13 protein-coding genes are annotated in these 13,970 nt (G+C 71.2%); 12 read left to right on the top strand and 1 reads right to left on the bottom strand.

Translation table 11 applies throughout. The features are described 5' to 3' along the window. Positions 1-23: 23 nt before the first annotated feature. The 12 genes from AW272_RS22630 (at position 24) to AW272_RS44410 (ending at position 13,290) form a co-directional block, all read left to right on the top strand. Positions 24-1,370, top strand: coding sequence for a serine hydrolase domain-containing protein (locus tag AW272_RS22630; RefSeq protein WP_066368578.1), 1,347 nt, complete (start codon positions 24-26; stop codon positions 1,368-1,370). Continuing rightward, positions 1,358-2,920 (top strand): ABC transporter substrate-binding protein, encoded by a 1,563-nt coding sequence (locus tag AW272_RS22635; RefSeq protein ID WP_066368580.1) that lies wholly within the window; start codon positions 1,358-1,360, stop codon positions 2,918-2,920. Before AW272_RS22630 ends, AW272_RS22635 begins: the two co-directional genes overlap by 13 nt. A gap of 2 nt (positions 2,921-2,922) precedes the next feature. After that, on the top strand, positions 2,923-3,885 hold the full coding sequence (locus AW272_RS22640) for an ABC transporter permease (protein ID WP_066368582.1): 963 nt from the start codon (positions 2,923-2,925) through the stop codon (positions 3,883-3,885). Next, entirely contained in the window at positions 3,885-5,669 is a 1,785-nt protein-coding gene (locus AW272_RS22645) for a dipeptide/oligopeptide/nickel ABC transporter permease/ATP-binding protein (RefSeq protein WP_066368586.1), read from the top strand. The genes AW272_RS22640 and AW272_RS22645 overlap by 1 nt, the downstream gene beginning before the upstream one ends. Continuing rightward, positions 5,666-6,400 (top strand): ABC transporter ATP-binding protein, encoded by a 735-nt coding sequence (locus AW272_RS22650; RefSeq protein WP_066368588.1) that lies wholly within the window; start codon positions 5,666-5,668, stop codon positions 6,398-6,400. The genes AW272_RS22645 and AW272_RS22650 overlap by 4 nt, the downstream gene beginning before the upstream one ends. Beyond that, entirely contained in the window at positions 6,397-7,764 is a 1,368-nt protein-coding gene (locus AW272_RS22655) for a serine hydrolase domain-containing protein (RefSeq protein WP_066368590.1), read from the top strand. The genes AW272_RS22650 and AW272_RS22655 overlap by 4 nt, the downstream gene beginning before the upstream one ends. A gap of 7 nt (positions 7,765-7,771) precedes the next feature. After that, the gene (locus AW272_RS22660) at positions 7,772-8,536 is read left to right on the top strand and encodes a hypothetical protein (RefSeq protein ID WP_066368603.1); all 765 of its coding nucleotides are present in this window, start codon (positions 7,772-7,774) and stop codon (positions 8,534-8,536) included. After that, entirely contained in the window at positions 8,533-9,657 is a 1,125-nt protein-coding gene (gene menC / locus AW272_RS22665) for an o-succinylbenzoate synthase (protein ID WP_066368604.1), read from the top strand. Before AW272_RS22660 ends, menC begins: the two co-directional genes overlap by 4 nt. 23 nt (positions 9,658-9,680) lie before the next feature. Beyond that, a complete protein-coding gene (locus tag AW272_RS22670) occupies positions 9,681-11,297 on the top strand; it encodes a PucR family transcriptional regulator (RefSeq protein WP_157518711.1) in 1,617 nt (538 codons plus the stop codon). 567 nt (positions 11,298-11,864) lie between these two features. Next, positions 11,865-12,482 (top strand): NAD(P)-binding protein, encoded by a 618-nt coding sequence (locus AW272_RS45210; RefSeq protein WP_245657676.1) that lies wholly within the window; start codon positions 11,865-11,867, stop codon positions 12,480-12,482. Between the two features lie 141 nt (positions 12,483-12,623). Further along, positions 12,624-12,767: a hypothetical protein gene (locus tag AW272_RS44405; protein ID WP_218011015.1), complete on the top strand. Its 144-nt coding sequence runs from the start codon at positions 12,624-12,626 to the stop codon at positions 12,765-12,767. A 190-nt stretch (positions 12,768-12,957) separates the two neighbouring features. After that, positions 12,958-13,290, top strand: a complete 333-nt coding sequence (locus AW272_RS44410) for an integrase core domain-containing protein (RefSeq protein ID WP_218011016.1) — start codon at positions 12,958-12,960, stop codon at positions 13,288-13,290. Between the two features lie 116 nt (positions 13,291-13,406). Here AW272_RS44410 and AW272_RS22685 read toward each other — a convergent pair. Beyond that, positions 13,407-13,970, bottom strand: a 564-nt coding sequence (locus AW272_RS22685; RefSeq protein ID WP_218011017.1) for a RipA family octameric membrane protein, incomplete at its 5' end; no start/stop codon positions are given.

The following is a 13,970-nucleotide window of genomic DNA, read 5'->3' on the forward strand; positions in this document are numbered from 1 at the left end:
GGAAGTCGATCTAGCCTCAGCACATGATGTCGCCGGAAAGCACGCAGGGCTGGCTTGACGAGCACCTCGCCCGGATCCTGGCCGAACGCGGGGTGCCGGGCGTGTCGGTCGCCGTGCTGACCGGGGGCCGGGTGCTCACCGCCGCCGCCGGGGTGCTCAGCACGGCCACCGGTGTCGAGGCGACCGTCGACTCGGTCTTCCAGATCGGGTCGATCACCAAGCTGTGGACGAGCGCCCTGGTGATGCAGCTCGTCGACGACGGCCTGGTCGACCTCGACGTTCCCGTGCGCGCCTACCTGCCGGAGCTCAGGGCCGGCGACCCGTCCGTCACCACCCGCCACCTGCTCACCCACGTGGCGGGCTTCGAGGGCGACATCTTCACCGACACCGGCCGGGGCGCCGACGCCGTCGAGCGCTACGTCGCCTCGATCCACGACATCCCGCAGCTCTTCGAGCCGGGGGAGGTCTTCTCCTACAACAACACCGGGTTCGTGGTGCTCGGCCGCCTGGTCGAGGTGCTGCGCGGCCAGCCGTTCGACGAGGTGCTGGTCGAGCGGCTGGCCACGCCGCTCGGCCTCACCCATGTCTCGCCCAGCCCGTATGAGGCGATCCTGCACCGGGCCGCCGTCGGACACGTGCCCGAGCCCACCCCGACGTGGGCGCTGGCCAGGTCGAACGCGCCCGCCGGGTCGATGCTCGCGATGACCGCGCGCGACCTGATCGGCTTCGTGCGGATGCACCTGGCCGACGGCGCGGGCCTGCTCAAACCGGGCACGGTGGCGGCCATGTGGCAGCCGCAGGTGAAACTGCCCCGGCTCCACGGCATGGGCGAGGCGTGGGGACTGGGCTGGGAACTGGAACACCAGGTCGTCGGGCACGACGGCGGGACGATCGGCCAGGCCGCCTTCCTGCGGGTCGCGCCCGGCCACGGGGTCGCCGTCGCGCTGCTGACCAACGGCGGCGACGTCTTCGGGATCTTCGACGACGTGGTCGCGCACCTGATCGAGGAACTCACCGGCATCACGCTGCCGGGCCGCCCGGTGCCCCCGGCGGAACCGGAGCCGATCGACCCGGCGCCCTACCTCGGCGACTACGCCGACACCATCTACGACATCACCGTCAGCCAGGACGCCGACGGCGCGGTCTGGCTCGACCGGGTGCCCAAGGACATCATCGCCGAGATCGGCGAGCAGCCCCTGCGCCTGCGGCTGGTGCACTTCGACGGCGACTCACTGATCGCCGCCGAGCCGGTCCGCGGCATCCACCCCGTCTTCGCCTTCATCGGACGCGATGAGACGGGCCTCGCGAAGTACGTCCACTACGGCCGTGTGGTCGCCCGTACCAGAAAAGGAACCGAATGCGTCCTTTGATCGCGGCTCTCGCCCTGATATGCCTGGCCGGCTGCGGTAGCGGCGGCGGTGGCGGCGGCGAGACGACGTCCCCGGCCTCCACGACCTTCACCATGGACCTCGCGGCCGACCCGGGCGCCCTCGACCCGCAGGGCTCCGCGGTCAGCGCCCTGTTCGGCCTGACGCAGTTCGCCTACGACAACCTGGTGGCCGTCGCCGCGGACGGCACGATCCTGCCGCAGCTGGCCAGTGCCTGGACCGTCGACGGCACCACCCTGACCTTCGACATCAAGAGCGGCGTCACCTGCGCCGACGGCGCCCCGTTCACCGCGCAGACGGTGGTCGACAACATCTCCTACGTGGAGGACCCGGAGAACAAGAGCCCGTTCCTGGGCGTCTTCATCCCGGCCGGCGCCACCGCCTCCGCGTCGGGCTCGAAGGTCACCGTCAAGCTGCCCGCGCCCGCGCCGTTCGCGCTGAACGCGTTCTCGAACCTGCCGATGGTGTGCGACGCGGGCATGAAGAACCGGGCGAGCCTCAAGGCCGCCACGAACGGCACCGGACCCTACGTCCTGACCGAGGCGGTCCCGTCCGACCACTACACCTACGCGCTGCGCGAGGGGTACACCTGGGGTCCCGGCGGCGCGACCACGGCCGAGAAGGGCATGCCGGCCAAGGTCGTCGTCAAGATCGTCGCGAACGAGACCACCGCCGCCAACGAACTGCTCGCGGGCACGATCAACGCGGTCCAGATCGTCGGCCCCGACGCCGACCGCCTCGCCGGGGCGGGCCTGAAGTCGGTCGGCATCCAGGCCCTGGTCGGTCTCCAGTGGTACAACCACGCCGAAGGCCACCTCACCTCCGACCCGGCCGTCCGGATGGCGCTGACCCAGGCGCTCGACCTCAAGCAGCTCCAGGTCGCCATCACCTCCGGCAAGGGCGCGCCCGCCACCCAGTTCGCCACCCTCGCGCCGAGCGGCTGCGCCGGCGACGCCGTCACCGGCCACCTGCCCGCCTTCGACGCCACCGCCGCCGGGGCCACCCTGGACGCCGCCGGCTGGGCGAAGGGCGCGGACGGGATCAGGGCCAAGGGCGGCAAACCGCTCTCGGTCACCCTGCTGTCCGACAGCGCGCTCGGGAGCGCGGGCAGCGGCGCGGCCGAACTGGCCGTGGCGGCCTGGAAGGCGGTCGGGATCGAGGCCAAGGCCGTCCACCAGAACCAGACGCAGCTCTCCGGCGCGATCTTCGGCACCGGCGACTGGGACGTCGCCTGGGTGCCCGTCAACGTCAGCACCCCCGACCAGATCATGCCGTTCCTCTCCGGCCCGGCCGCGCCGAAGGGCACGAACTTCGCCGCCATCGACAACGACGGCTACCTCGCCGCCGCCACCAAGGCGATGGGCCTGACCGGCGCGGAAGGATGCGCCGACTGGTTCGCCGCCGAGCAGGCGCTGTACAAGGCGGCCGACGTGGTGCCCTTCGCCAACAGCGTGATCCCGACCTTCCTCAAGGGCGCGGAGCTCTCCATCGTCGGCAGCATCGTCCCGACCAGCATCAGGATGCTCGGCTGAGCATGGGACACCCGCTGAAGAGCCGATGGCCGCGCTTCGCGCTCCGGCGCGCGGGGCGGCTGCTGGTGTCGCTCTGGGTGGTCGTGACCGCCTCGTTCCTGATGATCCACCTGGTCCCCGGCGATCCGGTCCGGGCCGCGCTCGGCCCGACCGCCCCCGCCGACCTGGTGCTGGCACACAAGGAGGAACTCGGCCTGCTCGACCCGCTCTGGCAGCAGTACGCCGCCTTCCTGGGCCGTCTCTTCCAAGGGGAGCTGGGCGCGTCGATCTCCACCCGGCTCCCGGTCGGCGAGACGATCGCCCAGCGGCTGCCCGCCACCGCCGAACTCGCGGTGGCCGCGTTCCTGCTGTCGGTGGCCGTCGCCGTTCCCATCGGGGTGGGCATGGCGGTGATCACCCGCCGGGGGAGAGGACGGCGCGCCGAACTCGCGTTCACCGGCACCAACGTCGTGGTCGCCGCGATCCCCGACTTCCTGCTGGGCGTCGGGCTCGTCTACCTGCTGGCGGTGCAGACCAACGTCTTCCCGGTGGCCGGCCGCGCCGGGCTCGACTCCTATGTACTGCCGGTGCTCGCGCTGGCGATCGGCCCGGCGGCGGTGCTGTCGCGGATCGTCCGGGTCGAGATGCTCGCGGTGATGGAGGCCGACTACATCCGCACCGCGCGGGCCAAACGCCTCACCCCGGCGCGGGTGCACCTGGTGCACGCCCTGCCGAACGCGGTGACCGCGACCCTCACGATCGGCGGGCTGCTGCTCAGTTCGCTGGTGGCCGGGACGGTGCTGGTGGAGAACGTGTTCGCCTGGCCGGGGCTCGGCTCCTCGATCGTCAGCTCGATCGTCGCGAAGGACTATCCGCTGGTCCAGGGCACCGTGCTCGTGTACGGCGTCGGCGTCCTGCTGATCAACACCCTCGTCGACGTGGTGCTCGCACTGCTCGACCCGCGTTCGGCGATCGGAGAAAGCTGATGAGGCCCGTCGGGGTGGCCGGATTCGGGTTGCTCGCCGTCGTGGTGTCCGTCGCCGCGTTCGGCCCGGTCCTGTGGGGTGACCAGGCCACCGTCGTCGACACCGGGAATCTGCTGGCCGGGCCGTCGGCCGAGCACTGGATCGGCACCGACAACCTCGGCCGCGACCTGTTCGCCCGGGTGCTGGTGGCCGCCCGGCTCTCGATCCTTCTTGCGCTGGCGGCCACCGCGATCAGCCTGGTGCTGGGGATCATCCTGGGGGCCGCGCCGATCCTGGTCGGACGGCGGCTGGGCCGCCTCATCACCTCCGCTGTGAACGTGCTGGTGGCCTTCCCCGGGCTGCTGCTCGTGCTGTTCTTCGCCGTCATCTTCGGCGTCGGCGCCCGGGGGGCCGCGCTCGCGGTGGGCCTGGCCGGGGCGCCCGCGTTCGCCCGGCTGTGCCACACGCTGGTGGCCGCCGTCTCCGAGCGCGACTACATCGCGGCGGCGCGCATCGCCGGGGTGTCCAGGCTGCGGGTGCTGCGGCGGCACGTGCTGCCGAACATCGCCGAGCCGCTGATCGTGAACGCGACGATGGCGGCCGGCGGGGTGCTGCTCACCTTCGCCGGGCTCTCCTTCCTCGGGCTGGGCGTGCAGGCGCCGTCCTACGACTGGGGCAAGCTCATGCAGGACGGGCTCAACGGAATCTACGTCCACCCGCTCGCCGCCCTCGGTCCCGGCATCGCCGTCGTGCTGGCCGGGCTCGCGTTCAACCTCACCGGCGAGGCCTTCGCGGCGGCTCCGAACAGGACGTTCTCGCTGGGCGGGCCCCGCGACCCCGCCGGCGTCACGGCGCCCGTTCCCGGCGCGATCCTTTCCGTGGACGACCTGCGGGTGACGATCCCCGGCCCGGCGGGTCCGATCCACGCGGTGCGGGGGATCACGTTCACCGTCGAGCCGGGCGAGGCCGTCGGGGTGGTCGGTGAGTCCGGTTCGGGGAAATCCGTGACCGCGCTGGCGGTGGCGGGGCTGCTGGAGCCGCCGGTACGCGTGGAGGCGAACCACCTGGTCGTCGCGGGAGAGGATCTCACGGCCGCCGGAGCGCATCGACGTCTGGGCACCTCACTGGCGGTGGTGTTCCAGGACCCGATGACGTCCTTCAACCCCGCCCACCGGGTCGGGCCGCAACTGGCCGAGGTGAGCCGCTTCCACCAGGGGATGAGCCGCAAGGCGGCCTTCGCGCGGGCGGTCGACCGGCTGCGCGCGGTGCGGATCGGCGAGCCGGAGCGGCGCGCGCGGCAGTACCCGTTCGAGTTCTCCGGCGGCATGCGGCAGCGCGCCATGATCGGGATGGGCCTCATGGGGAACCCCCGGCTGATCATCGCCGACGAGCCGACCACCGCCCTCGACGTCACCGTCCAGCGGCAGATCCTCGAACTGCTCGCCGAGGTCCGCCGCGACACCGGCGCGGCACTGCTGCTCATCAGCCACGACGTCTCGGTCGTGACCGACGTGTGCGACCGGGTCCTGGTCATGTACGCCGGTCGCGTCGTCGAGGAGCTCCCCGCCAAGGACCTGCGCACGCTCGCGCGGCATCCGTACACGCGGGCGCTGGTCGCGGCCGTCCCCGACCTGGAGACCGACCTGGATCGGCCGCTCGCCGTCATCCCCGGACTTCCCGTCGACCCCACGCTGAGCCCGGCCGGGTGCGCCTTCGCGCCGCGCTGCCCGCTCGCCGACGACCACTGCCGCGCCGTCGCGCCCGAGCTCCTGGCCGGCGTGGCCTGTCACCGGAGCGGCTCATGAGCGTGCTCAGCTTCCAAGAGGTCTCGGTACGTTACGGCGCGCACACCGTGCTGGACGACGTCAGCCTGGAGGTCGCGGCGGGTCAGACCGTCGGCCTCGTCGGCGAGTCGGGCTGCGGCAAGTCGACCCTCGCCCGCGCCGCCGTCGGCCTGGCGCCCGTGACGGGCGGCCGGATCCTGCTCGACGGCGAACCGGTCCCGACCCGGGGCCGCCGCCCGGTGCAGATGGTCTTCCAGGACCCCTACTCCTCCCTCGACCCCCGCATGACCGTCGGGGAGACCATCGCGGAGGCGATGCCCGACCGGCCCGGCAGGAAGGCCCGGCAGGCGGAGGTGGCCCGGCTGCTCGCGCTGGTCCACCTCGACGCCGCACGCGCCCTGGACCTGCCGGGACGTCTCTCCGGCGGACAACGTCAGCGGGTCGCGCTGGCCCGCGCGCTCGCCGCCCGGCCCGAGGTGATCCTCGCCGACGAGATCACCTCCGCGCTCGACGTCTCCGTGCAGGGCGCCGTGCTCAACCTCATCCGGGACATGCGCCGCGACCTGGGCCTGTCCATGCTCTTCATCTCCCACAACCTGGCCGTCGTCCGGTACGTCGCCGACAGCGTTGCCGTCCTCCACCACGGACGGATCGTCGAATACGGCCCCACCGCCCAGGTGCTCGGCGCGCCCCGGCACGCCTACACCCGTCAACTCCTCGCCGCCGCCTCCCCACTGAAGGAGCACACGTGACCATCGACCAGGCCCGCTGGCAGAACCGCCTCGACGAACTCGCCGCCAAGCACGGGATCCCCGGCGCCCAGCTCGGCATCCTCAGCGGCGACGAGCTCGTGACCCTCGCCACCGGGGTGCTGCACGCCGGCACCGGCCAGCCCGCCGCCACCGACTCGGTCTGGCAGATCGGCTCGATCTCCAAGGTGTGGACGGCCACCGTCATCATGCAGCTCGTCGACGAGGGCCGCCTCACCCTCGGCACCCCGGTCGCCGAGATCCTGCCGGAGTTCACGCTGCGCGATCCGGAGACCACCGCCGCCGTCACCGTCTGGCACCTGCTCACCCACACCAGCGGCATCGACGGCGACCTGTTCACCGACACCGGCCGGGGCGACGACGCCCTGGAGAAGTACGTCGGCCTGCTCGCCGACTCCGCGCAGAACCACCCGATCGGCGCCACCTGGTCGTACTGCAACGCGGGCTACTCCGTGCTCGGCCGGATCATCGAGGTCGTCACCGGCACGACCTGGGACCAGGCGATGAAGGACAAGCTCTTCACGCCGCTCGGCCTGACCCACACCACGACCCTGCCCGAGGAGGCGATGGTCTTCGGCCACGCGATGGGCCACGTCAAGGGCGGCGACGACCCGGTGGTCGCGCCGGTGTGGGGGCTGCCCCGCGCGGTCGGCCCGGCCGGGCTGATCACCTCGACCGTCGGCGAGGTGCTCGCGTTCGCCCGGATGCACCTGCTCGGCGGGGTCGCGGCCGACGGCGCCCGCGTCCTGTCGGCGGAGAGCGCCGCGGCGATGTCGTCCTACCAGACCGACTGTCCCGAGAAGCGCCTGCTCGGCGACTCGTGGGGGCTCGGCTGGTTCCGCTGCGACTGGCACGGCCACCGCGCCTACGGCCACGACGGCAACACCATCGGCCAGGCCGCGTTCCTGCGCGTGCTGCCGGAGGCCGGCGTCGCGGTCGCGCTCACCACCAACGGCGGCAACACCCACGACCTCTACGTCGACCTGTACGAGGAGATCTTCGCCGAGCTCACCGGCATACACATGCCCGAACCCTTCGAGCCCCCGGCCGAGCCGGTCACCACCGACCTGAACCCCTACGCCGGCACCTACGAGCGTGGATCGGTCCGCATGGACGTCTTCGACGAGGACGGCAAGCCCACCCTGCGCACCACCCTGACCGGCCCGCTGGCGGAGCTTGAGGAGGACCCCATCCAGACGTACGAGATGACCCCCGTCGAGCCCGGCCTGTACGCGGTCCGCCCCGACGGCATGGAGTCGTGGATGCCCGTGACGTTCTACTCGCTGCCCACCGGCGAGGACTACGTCCACTTCGGCGCCCGCGCGACCCCGAAGAGGCTCGGCTGACGTGAGAATGCTCGACCTGGCGGCCCGCGACGCGGGGGAACGGGCCCAGAAGGCGGGCGTGGTGATCAGGGAACTCCGGGACCTGCCCGAGGCCCACGCCATGATCGACCTGCTCCTGGAGATCTGGGGCCGCCCGCTGATCACGGTGGAGTTCCTCCGGGCCCTGTCCAGGGCGGGCAACTACGCCGCAGGCGCCTGGGACGGCGACCGTCTCGTCGGCGTCTGCGTCGGCTTCCACGAGGAACCGGCGGCCCGCACCCTGCACAGCCACGTCGCCGGGGTCGTGCCGGGCCTGACGGGCCGGGGCGTCGGCACGGCGCTCAAGCTCCACCAGCGCGCCTGGGCCCTGGCCCGCGACATCCCCACGATCGAGTGGACCTTCGACCCGCTGGTCGGCCGCAACGCCTATTTCAACATCGTCCGGCTGGGGGCGCTCCCGGTGGAGTACCTCACCAACTTCTACGGCCCGATGCACGACGCGATCAACGGCACCGACGACACCGACCGCCTGCTGGTGCGCTGGAGCCTGCTCTCCCCGAGGGCGGTCGCCGCCTGCGCCGGAACGCCGTACGACCGCCCGCCGGCCGGCCCGTCGAGCCGCCGGGTCGCGGCACCCGCCGACATCGAGGCCCTGCGCGCCGGCGACCCGGCCGCCGCCGTAGCCTGGCGTCGTCGGCTCCGTGACGATCTGGAGCCCCTGATGGCTTCCGGAGGCCGCGTCGTCGACTTCGACCGCGACCTCGGCTATCTCGTCGACCTGGAGATCCCATGAAACTGCGCGGAATCGAACTGCGCCGCATCTCGATGCCGCTCGTGTCGCCGTTCCGTACCTCGTTCGGCACGCAGACCGAGCGCGACGTCCTGCTGGTCAAGGCGGTGACCGACGACGCCGAAGGCTGGGGCGAGTGCGTCGCGCTGACCGACCCGCTCTATTCGGCCGAATACGTCGACTCGCAGCAGGACGTGCTGCGCCGCTTCCTCCTGCCGAAACTGGCCTCGCCCGAGGGAAGGGCCGCCGTCGAACGGTCGGGCGCGGCGGCCGTCGCGGGCCTGCTGCACCCGTACAAGGGACACCGCATGGCGAAAGCGGCGGTGGAGATGGCCCTTCTCGACACGGAACTGCGCGCGCTCGGCCGGTCGTTCGGCCGCGAACTCGGCGCCGTCGCCGACCGCGTGCCCAGCGGCGTCTCGGTCGGCATCCACGACTCGATCCCCGAGCTGCTGTCGGCCGTCGAGGGCTATCTGGACGAGGGGTACGCCCGCATCAAACTCAAGATCGAACCGGGCTGGGACCTGGCCCCCGTGGCCGCCGTGCGCGAACGCTTCGGCGCGGACGTGCTCCTCCAGGTCGACGCCAACACCGCCTACACCCTCCGCGACGCCCGCCACCTGGCCAAACTCGACGCCTTCGACCTGCTGCTGATCGAGCAGCCGCTGGAGGAGGAAGACGTCCTGGGCCACGCCGCGCTGGCCCGGCAGCTGGCCACGCCGATCTGCCTCGACGAGTCGATCGTGTCCGCGCAGACCGCCGCCGCGGCGATCACGCTCGGCGCCTGCCAGATCATCAACATCAAGCCCGGCCGCGTCGGCGGCTACCTGGAGGCCAGGAAGATCCACGACCTGGCCGCCGCCCACGGGATCGCGGTCTGGTGCGGCGGCATGGTGGAGACCGGCCTCGGCCGCGCCGCCAACATCGCCCTGGCCGCCCTGCCCGGTTTCACCCTGCCCGGCGACGTCTCGGCCTCCGACCGCTTCTACCGGACCGACATCACCGAGCCGATCGTCCTGGTGGACGGCCACGTCGTGGTGCCCACCGGACCCGGCCTGGGCGTCACTCCCATCCCGGAGCTGCTGGAGAGGGTGACGACGTCGACGGAGTGGATCAACTTCTGACGTCCCCGCCTATACTGCCGGGGGTGAGTCAGCGACCGCGTGCCAGCCTCGGCCGGGTCCTCGACGACCTGGGCTCCACCCTCCTCGAGGTCGTCGCCGGCGACGTCGACCACCCCGAGGGCATCAGCGCCCTCGTCATCTACGACCCCCTCGACGAACCCGTGCTCGCCCCCCGCTCGCTGGTGCTGGGCGTCGGGATCGACCAGGCCGCCGGCACCCTGGCCCCGCTGCTGCGCTCGCTCGGCGCTCACGACACGGTGGGCCTGGTCGTCAGGGCCCCGGTCGCGCTGACCCCGGAGGTGCGGGCGGCGATCCAGGAGAGCGGCGTGGCCCTGATCGGCCTGCGCCGGGGCGCCACGTGGGCGCAGCTCACCGCCCTCATCCGGGCGATGCTCGCCGAGGGCGACATCGGGGTCACCGACCACGAGTCGCTCGGCGGCCTCCCCTCGGGCGACCTGTTCGCGGTGGCCAACGCGGTGGCCGCCCTCCTCGACGCCCCCATCACCATCGAAGACCGCAGCTCCCGCGTGCTCGCCTTCTCCGGCCGCCAGGACGAGGCCGACCCCTCCCGCGTGGAGACCGTCATCGGCCGCCAGGTCCCCGAGCGCTACGCCACCCGCCTGACCGAACTGGGCGTCTTCCGCGACCTCTACCGCTACCAGACCCCCGTCGTCGTCAAGCCGCAGGACCTGGGCTACGAGGCGATAACGGTCCAGCGCGTCGCCATCGCGGTCCGGGCCGGCGACGAGGTCCTCGGCTCGATCTGGGCCGCCATGGACGGCGAGGTCGACAACGAGCGCACCCAGGCCCTGCTCGACGCCTCGAAACTGGTCGCGCTGCACCTGCTGCGCCTGCGGGCCGGCGCCGACGTCCAGCGCCGGCTGCGCACCGACCTGATCGGCACCGTCCTGGAAGGCGGCGCCGGAGCCCGCGACGCCCTCGCGCGGCTCGGCCTGTCGGCCCGCCGCCTCGTCATCGTCAGCGCGGGCCTGCTGGCCGGCGACGACCACGCCCACACCGACCTCGAACGCCTCGCCGACGCCCTGTCGGTCCACCTGTCGGCGACCGTGCCGTCATCGGCGGTCGCCGCGGTCGGCGGCACCGTCTACGGCCTGCTCCCGGTGGTCGTCACGAGCGGCAGCCCCGAACAGCGCGCCGCCCGCCTGGCCGCCGACTTCGTCGACCGGGTCGACGGCAACCTGCACGCCATCGTGGCCGTGGCCCCGGCGGGATCAGACCTCAGCGCCATCGTCCGGGGCAAGGCCCAGGCCGACCGCGTACTGCGCGTGATGCGCGAGGGCCACACCGGCCTGCGGGTGGCCCAGCTCGACGACGTCCAGACCCTGGCGCTGCTCCTGGAACTGCGCGACCTCGCCGCCGCCCGCGACGAACGCCCCGCTGGCGCGATCGCCCGCCTGATGGACTACGACGAACGCAACAACGCGGGCCTGGTCGAATCGCTGGAGGCCTGGCTCGACGCCCTGGGCGACGTGGCCAAGGCCTCCACCGCCCTGTTCATCCACCCGAACACCCTGCGCTACCGGCTCAAACGCGTCACCGAGGTCGGCGAGATCGACCTCACCGACCCCGAGCAACGCTTCGCCGCGATGCTGCAACTCCGCATCCTGGCCCCGCGCTAGTACCCGGGGGGACGACCCCCCGAGCCCCCCGATGCGAAGGGGCTGTCGCCCCCTCGCGCTCCCCCTGGCCGCTTCGCGTCCCGGCGTCGCTGTCGCTCCGGGTCGCTGCGCTCCTTGCGAAGGGCTCCGCCCCTCGCGCTCCCTGGAACGGCCTCGCTCCGCTCGGATCGATCTCGCTCCGCTCGAATGATGGACTCCAAGTCGCGCCAAGACCGGCCGACAAGCGATCCCCGGCTGCACCTGCTGGCCGTGCTGTCAGAAGCCGGCATCCCCCGGGCGATTTTGGTGCGCCGCACGCAGCTCGGCGAAGGCGGAGATGACGGGAAGGAAGGCGCTTACAACATCGGCAAGCGTCTGGGAAAGCCGGACCCACGTCGATCCACGGGTGGCGCTGGAACGAGCACGTCATCGACCAGCTCGCGCCCTACGGCCAGCCGTCGAGCGCGATGGTGCTGTCGACCCCGCTCCCATGGCACGCCGTCACCTCGCCCCGCATCTCACGCGCCTAGAAGAGCGGGCCGGCCTGTCGGGGGAGCGGCCCATCTTCCCCCCGGGTACGACCAGCTCATGGCACATCGACATCCGGTGACCGGAGTCGGTGCGGGGCTGGCCTGCGCGGTGTGGCTGCGCCGGTCGGGCGCGCCCGTCACCGTGCTGGAGGCCGCGGACGGGGTGGGGGGCAGGATGCGCACCGACGTGGTGGACGGCTTCCGGCTCGATCGCGAGAAACGCTACCTCCACCTCCAGCGCTGCGGATACTTTAACAGCAGCAACGGCGACGACTTCATGTCCTTCATCGCCACGATCCCGAACACGCCCTACAAGTCCGGGACCGACGCCTCCAACGGCCCAAAGGCACTGTCGTGCGGCCCGGGGCAGAATCCCCCTACCCCTACCGGGCCGGCTCCAATACCGCGCACAGCTGTCACGAACACGTTCGCGGCGCTGCGATTGCTGCCGAGGGGTGATCGGGACAAGGACGTCGAGATTCTCGCCCCGCGTCATCAGATCGCCGTCCTCGAACGGCAGCTTGGTGTCGGCGCCAGGGCGCGGTTCGCGCCTGAAGACCGGGCCTTCCTCACCGCTCTCCTGGCGCCGCTGCCCCGTGACGTGCTTCGTCGGCTGCGTCTCCTCGTCCGGCCGGCCACTGTCGTGCGCTGGCACCGCATCCCGTGCAACGCGTAATGCTCGCGCCTGCGTGCCGAAACGGCGTGGGCGCCCGCCAACCGTCCGTTCATCCGCGCCCTCGTCCTGCGTCTGGTCCGGGAGAATCCGTCCTGGGGCTACCGGAGGGTGCACGGCGAGCTCATTACGCTCGGCATCACGGTGGCGCCATCCACAGTCTGGGAGATCCTCAAGCTGGAAGGCATCGATCCGGCGCTCGAGCGGGTGTCCAGCACGTGGGCCGACTTCCTGCGCTCCCAGGCCGAGGCTCTGCTGGCCTGCGATTTCAGAGACCGTCACTCTTGATGGCGGCGTCAGTACATCTTGGCCGTCATCGACCACGCCACCAGACGCATCCGGGTGCTCGGCACCACTGCACACCCGACCGCGAACTGGGTCGCCCGGGCTGTCAGGAACCTGGTGATGGATCTGGAGGACACCGGTTGCCGGGCCTGCTACTTGATCCGCGGCCGGGACGGGAAGTTCCCCGGCGCTCATGGACGAGATCCTTGCCGAGGCCGGCATTCAGACCGTGGTCACCGGTATCCGAATGCCGCGAATGAACGCGATCATGGAATGGTGGGTGCGGTCCTGTCGCCGCGAACTACTCGATCGCTGTCTGCTGTGGAACGAACGCCATCTCCGGCACGCCCTGCGCGAGTACGAACAGTTCTCCAACCGGCACCGCGCCCACCAAGCCCTCGCCCAGGCCGCCCCGCTGCGTCCCGTCCCGGATCCGAACACCGATCCAGAGCGGATCACGAGCTTGACCATCCGTCGGCGAGACCGGCTCGGCGGAATCCTCCACGAGTACTCGCATGCCGCATGAACTGCACGGATGGAATTTTCGGCAGGGACAAAGCTGAACCGAAGAAGGAACCCGAATAGTCACGGATGACTCTCGCTTGATCGGAATTTCTGCGCCAAACGTCAAAAGTTAGTGTGCTAGCTGGATATCGCGATGACCGTGAACACGAACACCGTCAGGTAGGTGATCGCGAACAGTCGCGGAATCGTCTGCTCGACGTGTGTCAGCGGCCAGTAACGCTCCGGCTGGGCCCCCCGGCCGAGCGCCTCCCACTCACCCTTCCAGTATGGAGAGGCAGGCAACCGCTCCTCCAAAGCGCCGATCACGACATACTTGGCCCCGTTCAGCTGCCGATACGACCGAACCAGCCAGAACCACGCGAGGCACTGGATTTCCAGCACGATGAGCAGGAACAGCAGCACCCAGAGATTTGATGCGATGTCCTTCCAGCCAGTTGCCGCGATGGCCCCGATGCCCGTGTTGAGTGACAGGAAGAACGTGTTGGCCAGCCCGCGCCGCGCGCTGATCCGGTCGGCCATCTCCACGTAGATCTTGTACTGTTCCAGCACCGCCAGGTCTTGCTGTGCGTCAGACGACCACAGCACATCGCGCACCGAATCGACGCCGACAGGCGGCACAGTGACGAAGTATGCCCGTAACCGGGACCGTATCGCGTTGAACATAATCCAAGTATCACGTGG

The organism is Herbidospora mongoliensis (assembly GCF_001570545.1).
In the GTDB taxonomy this organism is placed as follows: domain Bacteria; phylum Actinomycetota; class Actinomycetes; order Streptosporangiales; family Streptosporangiaceae; genus Herbidospora; species Herbidospora mongoliensis.

Coding starts and splice junctions, on each gene's coding strand:
- AW272_RS22630 (WP_066368578.1), top strand. CDS start 24: ATGATGTCGCCGGAAAGCACGCAGGGCTGGCTTGACGAGCACCTCGCC.
- AW272_RS22635 (WP_066368580.1), top strand. CDS start 1,358: ATGCGTCCTTTGATCGCGGCTCTCGCCCTGATATGCCTGGCCGGCTGC.
- AW272_RS22640 (WP_066368582.1), top strand. CDS start 2,923: ATGGGACACCCGCTGAAGAGCCGATGGCCGCGCTTCGCGCTCCGGCGC.
- AW272_RS22645 (WP_066368586.1), top strand. CDS start 3,885: ATGAGGCCCGTCGGGGTGGCCGGATTCGGGTTGCTCGCCGTCGTGGTG.
- AW272_RS22650 (WP_066368588.1), top strand. CDS start 5,666: ATGAGCGTGCTCAGCTTCCAAGAGGTCTCGGTACGTTACGGCGCGCAC.
- AW272_RS22660 (WP_066368603.1), top strand. CDS start 7,772: ATGCTCGACCTGGCGGCCCGCGACGCGGGGGAACGGGCCCAGAAGGCG.
- menC (WP_066368604.1), top strand. CDS start 8,533: ATGAAACTGCGCGGAATCGAACTGCGCCGCATCTCGATGCCGCTCGTG.
- AW272_RS45210 (WP_245657676.1), top strand. CDS start 11,865: ATGGCACATCGACATCCGGTGACCGGAGTCGGTGCGGGGCTGGCCTGC.
- AW272_RS44410 (WP_218011016.1), top strand. CDS start 12,958: ATGGACGAGATCCTTGCCGAGGCCGGCATTCAGACCGTGGTCACCGGT.